The organism is Mycobacterium sp. (genome assembly GCF_032162105.1).
In the GTDB taxonomy this organism is placed as follows: Bacteria; Actinomycetota; Actinomycetes; order Mycobacteriales; family Mycobacteriaceae; genus Mycobacterium.
The window spans coordinates 1-6608 of record NZ_JAVRPS010000081.1 but is presented as its reverse complement, the minus strand read 5'-3'; the positions used below and the strand labels follow the sequence as shown (position 1 = coordinate 6608).

General features: G+C 64.5%; 6 protein-coding genes and 2 pseudogenes. 4 read left to right on the top strand and 4 right to left on the bottom strand.

The window, feature by feature from the left end; genetic code table 11:
- From QOC69_RS03980 to kdpA (QOC69_RS03965), 4 genes and pseudogenes are all read right to left on the bottom strand, one after another.
- Positions 1 to 202, bottom strand: a pseudogene (locus QOC69_RS03980) (hypothetical protein); the annotation flags it as partial.
- Between the two features lie 122 nt (positions 203 to 324).
- Positions 325 to 1122 carry a hypothetical protein gene (locus QOC69_RS03975; RefSeq protein ID WP_526436588.1) on the bottom strand — a complete coding sequence of 266 codons (798 nt, stop codon included), beginning with the start codon at positions 1120 to 1122 and terminating at the stop codon, positions 325 to 327.
- A complete protein-coding gene (locus QOC69_RS03970; protein WP_526436586.1) occupies positions 1119 to 1937 on the bottom strand; it encodes a type III PLP-dependent enzyme domain-containing protein in 819 nt (272 codons plus the stop codon). Before QOC69_RS03970 ends, QOC69_RS03975 begins: the two co-directional genes overlap by 4 nt.
- Before the next feature lie 149 nt (positions 1938 to 2086).
- A pseudogene (gene kdpA, locus QOC69_RS03965) lies at positions 2087 to 3687 on the bottom strand (potassium-transporting ATPase subunit KdpA).
- Between the two features lie 358 nt (positions 3688 to 4045).
- Here kdpA (QOC69_RS03965) and QOC69_RS03960 point away from each other — a divergent pair.
- The 4 genes from QOC69_RS03960 to QOC69_RS03945 form a co-directional block, all read left to right on the top strand.
- Positions 4046 to 4144, top strand: a complete 99-nt coding sequence (locus QOC69_RS03960; RefSeq protein WP_526436584.1) for a potassium-transporting ATPase — start codon at positions 4046 to 4048, stop codon at positions 4142 to 4144.
- A complete protein-coding gene (locus QOC69_RS03955; RefSeq protein ID WP_526436582.1) occupies positions 4141 to 4230 on the top strand; it encodes a potassium-transporting ATPase subunit F in 90 nt (29 codons plus the stop codon). The genes QOC69_RS03960 and QOC69_RS03955 overlap by 4 nt, the downstream gene beginning before the upstream one ends.
- Positions 4230 to 5900 carry a potassium-transporting ATPase subunit KdpA gene (gene kdpA, locus QOC69_RS03950; RefSeq protein WP_526436580.1) on the top strand — a complete coding sequence of 557 codons (1671 nt, stop codon included), beginning with the start codon at positions 4230 to 4232 and terminating at the stop codon, positions 5898 to 5900. Before QOC69_RS03955 ends, kdpA (QOC69_RS03950) begins: the two co-directional genes overlap by 1 nt.
- Positions 5900 to 6608: P-type ATPase actuator domain-containing protein (locus tag QOC69_RS03945; protein ID WP_526436578.1), on the top strand; the 709-nt coding region annotated here is incomplete at its 3' end. The genes kdpA (QOC69_RS03950) and QOC69_RS03945, both read left to right, overlap by 1 nt.

Genomic DNA, 6608 nt, shown 5'->3' with positions numbered 1-6608 from the left:
AGGCGAGCGGCTCGGAATGGTCGAGAACGGCGTTGTGCTCGGCGATCCGCCCGTCGAGCTGCGCCCCACACACCAACCCAGCGATCACGCAGCCCGCCGTAACGGCGACCGCGATCACGGCGACGACACCGGGCGTCGTGCGGGCAAAACGTCGCAGCCACGCCACGGAAGCCCCCGCGTCCAGCGTGCGCGGAGCGCCCATCTCGATCCACTCCCCTCCCCCAGAGCGTGATCGTAACCGCAGATGGTGCCCCGGTCCCGGGCAATGATTGATTCAGATTCGTGCCGCAAACGACGCGGCGAGCCGCTTCGCGACTGCTGCCTCTACGTGGCTGGGCTGAGTGCGGATCGCGTCATCGCCACGACGAGCGCCGGCCGCGGATACCGATACCGTGCGCAAGCGTCATCGATCGCTTCGTCCAAGTCCTCCGAGACGCCGTGCAGGTAGCTGCGGTCGCAGCCAAGTTCGGTGGCGTGGAACTCGGCAAGGCTCACCCGGGTGAGGATGACGGCATGCTTCCAGCGGATCCACGACATCTGCGCGATCATCTCTCGCACGCTGTCCGCGGCCGATTCACGATCGGCGTCGCCAAGGCGGTAATGCAGCCCGATGAGGTCCAGCCGCTGACGCGACATGATCTCCGCCGCCAGGACGTCCGCGGGTTGCGTCGTCACGTCGACGAGCACCCGCTGGGTCCGTTGAGCGCTACTGGCGAGCAGCGCGATCTGTTGGCCCGAGTGCACGACGAAGCGACCGACTGCGGCGTTGACGGCGAGGCGAATCGGACGAGCGGTCGCGTCGACGCAGTGCATGACCATCCGCGGCGGCGAAATTCCCTCCGTGACCGCGAGATCCAGTTCGTCGACCGTCTCCATGTCGACACTGACACCGTGCCGCTTCACCCAGTCAGCCACCGGTCCCATCCACAGGATGCCGGCCGGATAGCTGATTGCGGCTCCCCGCAGTGCCTTTCGGTACGTCGCGCACCGGCGCAACGCAACCGTGACGTCCAGCCGCGGATCTAGCGGTTCCACGACCGGGCGCGGAGCCAAGCCGACGTGAAGTCGTGCGACGGCCTCCCCCGGCATGGCCCAGATGCCCCGAGAATGGTGTGCGGTCATGCCGCCTCCTGCCCTAGGATCGCGAGGCTCGCCGAGAGAGCGACCATGGGACGAGGGAAGCGCAGGGTGGCGCAGGCATCGTCGAGTGATTCATCGATTTCGGTCGCGAGTTGCGGCAATTGGACCGCCCAGTCGCCCGGCGGGACGGCACGGCCACCGCCGAGTGCCAGGGCGGTGAGCACGATGTCGTGTTCGTCCCTGATGTGGGCCATCTCGGCGATCATGTGACCGATGGCAGCGGGATAGCTGATGAAGTCCCGTTCTCCCGCGCCGATTTCGCAGTGCAGACCGATCAGGTCGAGCCGGCCACGGTCGAGGATCACGCCAACCGCGTCGTCTACTTCGCCGGCAGTGCCGTCCACCGCCGCGTTGACGTCCGTCATCGCGACGAGCACTCCCTGCCTGCGCCGCGGAGCGCGGGAGGCCAGCAGATCGACCTGCTCGGTCGAGTTGACGACCAACCGGTTGACTCCGAGGTTCGCCGTGCAGAACAGGATTTCGTTGGCGCTCAAGCCGTCGGCGTGGATGGTCAACCGCGCCGGATGAATTCCGGCGGCCAGCGACACCCCGAGGTCGTCGCCCGAGCGCACCTCGATGGCCACGTTCTGATCCCTGACCCACTTCGCCACGACGTGGTTCCGCAACGCCATTGCCGGAAGGACTACTTCGGTCATCGGGAAGGCGCTGCGGTAGATCACGCAGCGGCGCAGGGGTTCCTGCTCGGGGGACGACGGTTCAGCTGCCAACCGGCGCGTCGCGGACGCGTGCGGTGTGGTTCCTGAAAGTACCGAAAGAAAGACGTCCGAGAGAGTCACCGACACCTTGTCTCATCGAGCCCCGGCCTGCTGCCGACTGGGCACCACTCGACGATCCCTCGAACCCAATCCGCTCACCACATTCCTTGCGATCTCTTGACGGCCCCGGATCAAACCTTGACGCCGCATTGACACCTCGCGGCGGGCGCCTATCCGAGGGCGTCCGCCAGGGGGCCGAGAGCCAGCGCAGGCAGATACTCCAGTCCCACCATGATCAAGGTGACACTCACGATCAGCACGATGAAGGTCGGCCGATGGGTGCGGAGGGTGCCGGCAGTGACTACACCCTGTCGTTGAGTGGCGAAGGTTCCCGCCAGCGCCATCACCACGATGATCGGCACGAACCGCCCGGCAACCATCGCAATCGCCAGCGCAACGTTGTACCAGGTGGTATTGCCGGTGAACCCGGCGAATGCGCTGCCGTTGTTGGCCGCCGAACTGGTGAAGGCATAGAGCACCTCGGAAAGGCCGTGCGGCCCGGTGTTCAGCATCGACGCCACCTGACCGGGCAACGCCATCGCGATCGCGCAGCCGACCAGGACCGTCACGGGAATCACGAGGATGTAGAGGCTGATCAACTTCATGTGACGCGCCACCAGTCGCTTCTGGAGGAATTCGGGGGTGGTGCCGACCATCAGTCCGCCGAGGAACACCGCCAGCAGGGCCATCATCACCAGGCCGTACAGCCCGCTGCCTGCGCCCCCTGGCCCAGCATCATGTTCATCAGCAGCACGCCGCCGGCAAGACCGGCGAAGCTGTCGTACGAGGCGTTCGCCGCGCCGTCGCCGCTAGCGGTCGCCGCCTGCCCGAACACGGCGCTGCCGGGCACCCCGAACCGGGTTTCGGTGCCCTCGGTTGCGGCGCCGACGGCGCCGATGACGGTGCCGTGCCCGACAGTTTGGGCCCAGATGATGGCAACCGTGCCGATGACGAACAGGATCGCGACCGCGGCGAATAATGCCCAGCCCTGTTTCTTGTCGCCGACCATGACGCCAAAGGTCCGGATGAATGCCGCCGGAATCAGGAGCATCGCGACGATTTCGACGACATTTGACAGCGGCGTGGGGTTCTCGAACGGGTGGGCGCTATTCACGTTGAAGGCGCCGCCGCCGTCACCGGACATCAGCTTGATCGACTCCCAGGACGCGACGGGGCCGCCGAGAATCGTCTGGCTACCGCCGGCCACGGTCGAAACATCCTGCGGACCATTGAAATTCGCGACGACACCGAGAGTGAGCAGGATGATGGCGACCACGACGGACAGTGGGATCAGGATGCGAACCACCGTCCGCACCAGATCTACCCAGAAATTGCCGAGCTCGCCTGTCTGCCCTCGCGCTAGCCCTCGAATCAAGGCAATGGCGACGCACATCCCGACGGCGCAACTCGCGAACGCCTGCACGCCAAGGCCTGCGGCCAACCCGAGATGCCCGAGAGTGGATTCGCCGGGGTAATTCTGCCAGCTGGTATTGGTCGTAAAGGAAATAGCCGTATTGAACGCTAATGCCGGTGTCATTCCCTTATGACCCCAGGGTTCTGGCAAATGCGCTTGTTCCAGCAATATCGCATAGAGAAGCAAAACACTCACCAGTGAAAATGCCAGCAGCGAACTTAGATAGCTAGTCCACCTTTGCTCATTGCCCGGCTGAACCCCGACCACCCGGTAGATCGCCTTCTCGACACGCCAACTGGGTACGGCGGTATAGGCCCTGGCCAGGTAATTCCCAAGTGGCACATGCAAGATCACCATGATGGCGATGACCACGGCGACCTGCAGCCATGCCGCTTCACTCCAGTGCGACGGACCGTTGATGAGCTTGGCTCCCTTGTCCTCGAGTTGTCGTTGGGCAACCGTATGAGCTATCGCCGGACAATCACCTATTGATTACGCGATCGCTACGCCGAACCGGCGGCCATTGACGCGATCTTGATGGGCCAACCGACGCACCCGATGGCCGCGCCGAACGAAGACCGTAAAGGACCCGCGTGGCGGCGTAAAGAAAACGTCAATGGACGACGACGTCTACGCAGGCGGGGCTAGCTTCGGGTCTGGTCCTTAACCCGGCAGAGGCTGTCTCGAACGACACCCGAGCGCACGCAAGTTTTCAGTGAACGGAGACGAGATGTCCGTAGTGGTGTTCATCGTGCTGACGGTGGCGATCTTCGCCGTCCTCGGCCTGGTGCAGAAGTTGGTCGAGCGACTGTGAGCTACGACAACGTCATCGGTCTGGCGCTGGCGATTCTCATCGCGCTGTTTCTCTTCGCCGCGCTGTTCTTCCCCGAGAGGTTCTAGTGAGTACTACGACTGCGGGGATCTTGTTCCTCGTAATCCTCATCGCCGCGCTGGTCGCCGTACACGCGCCGTTTGGCGACTACATGTACCGGGTGTACAGCTCCGAAAAGCATTCGCGCGCTGAGCGCGTCATCTACCGGCTGATCGGAGCCGACCCCCAAGCCGAACAGACCTGGGGCGCCTACGCCCGCAGTGTGCTGGCGTTCTCCGCCATCGGCGTCCTGTTCCTGTTCATCTTCCAACTCGTCCAGGGCAAGCTGCCGCTGCACCTCAACGACCCCGCCACTCCGATGACTCCGGCACTGGCCTGGAACACCGCGATCAGCTTCGTGACGAACACCAACTGGCAGGCCTACTCCGGTGAGTCCACCCAGGGCCATCTGGTGCAGATGGCGGGTCTGGCCGTACAGAACTTCGCCTCGGCCGCGGTCGGCATGGCCGTTGCGATCGCCTTCGTTCGTGGCTTCGCGCGGCGTCGCAGCACTGACCTCGGCAACTTCTGGGTGGACCTGGTGCGCGGCACCATCCGCATCCTGCTGCCCATCTCGGTCGTTGCGGCCATCGTGTTGATCGCCGGCGGCGCGATCCAGAACTTCCACCTGCACGACCAGGTCGTCAACACCCTTGCCGGCGGTCAACAGACCATCACCGGTGGTCCGGTGGCCAGCCAGGAAGCCATCAAGGAACTCGGCACCAACGGCGGCGGCTTCTTCAACGCCAACTCCGCGCATCCGTTCGAGAATCCGACCACCTGGACGAACTGGATCGAGATCTTCCTGCTGTTGGTCAACAGCTTCTCGCTGCCGCGCACCTTCGGCCGCATGGTGGACAGCAAGAAGCAGGGTTACGCAATCGCCGCGGTCATGGGCGTCCTCGCCACCGTGAGCGTGTCGCTGATGATGCTGTTTCAGCTGCAGCACCACGGCACCGTCCCTACCGCGATCGGCTCGGCGATGGAGGGTGTCGAGCAGCGGTTCGGTGTCGCCAACTCGGCGGTTTTCGCCGACGCGACGACGCTGACCTCGACCGGCGCGGTGGACTCGTTCCACGACTCGTACACGAGCCTGGGCGGCATGATCACGATGTTCAACATGAAGCTCGGCGAGATCGCGCCCGGTGGTGTGGGCTCGGGCCTCTACGGCATGCTCATTCTCGCGATCATCACGGTGTTCATCGCGGGTCTGATGGTCGGACGCACACCGGAATACCTCGGCAAGAAGATCACTCCGCGTGAGATCAAGCTCGCCGCAGCGTATTTCCTGATCACACCGCTGATCGTGCTGACAGGTACCGCAGTGGCGATGGCGTTGCCGAGCCCGCGGGCCAGCATGCTCAACACCGGGCCACACGGGCTCTCGGAGGTGTTGTACGCGTTCACCTCCGCGGGCAACAACAACGGATCGGCGTTCGCAGGCATATCCGTCAACACCGATTGGTACAACACGGCTTTGGGCCTGGCCATGGTGTTCGGCAGGTTCCTGCCGCTCATCCTGGTGCTCGCGCTGGCCGGCTCCCTCGCCAAACAGGGCTCGACGCCGGAATCCATCGGAACGTTGCCCACCCATCGACCACAGTTCGTCGGAATGGTTGCCGGTGTGACCTTGATCCTGGTCGCCCTGAGCTTCCTGCCCGTGCTCGCGCTCGGGCCTCTCGCTGAAGGAATTCACTGATGTCCACCCCAACAATCGACTCCGCGCCCTCAACGCAACAGAAGAGTGGAGCTGCCAACCGCGTTCAGGGCGGCCTGCTCGACCCGAAGATGTTGTGGAAGTCGCTGCCCGACGCACTGGTCAAGCTCGACCCGCGCACGCTGTGGCACAACCCGGTCATGTTCATCGTGGAGATCGGCGCCGCGTGGAGCACCGTTCTCGCGATCGCCGAGCCGTCCTGGTTCGCCTGGCTGATCGTGGTGTGGCTGTGGCTGACGGTGGTGTTCGCCAACCTGGCCGAAGCGGTCGCCGAAGGACGCGGCAAGGCGCAGGCCGAGTCGCTGCGCAGGACCAAGACCGCCACGATGGCGCGCCGCCTCACCGGATGGGAACCAGGAGTTCCCGGCCGCGAGGAAGAGGTCGCCGCGCCGCTGCTGCAACAGGGCGACATCGTGGTGGTCGAAGCCGGTCAGCCGATCCCCGGTGACGGCGATGTCGTGGAAGGCATTGCCTCGGTGGACGAGTCGGCGATCACCGGCGAATCCGCCCCGGTCATCCGCGAGTCCGGCGGCGACCGTTCGGCGGTCACCGGTGGCACCACCGTGTTGTCGGACCGCATCGTGGTCAAGATCACCCAGAAGCAGGGTGACAGCTTCATCGACCGGATGATCGCCCTCGTCGAGGGCGCCAACCGGCAGAAGACGCCCAACGAGATCGCGCTCAACATCC

What these genes read in the sequence shown, in the direction of transcription:
- QOC69_RS03975 (WP_526436588.1), bottom strand. Translation starts at nt 1,122, where the DNA reads ATGACCGCACACCATTCTCGGGGCATCTGGGCCATGCCGGGGGAGGCC.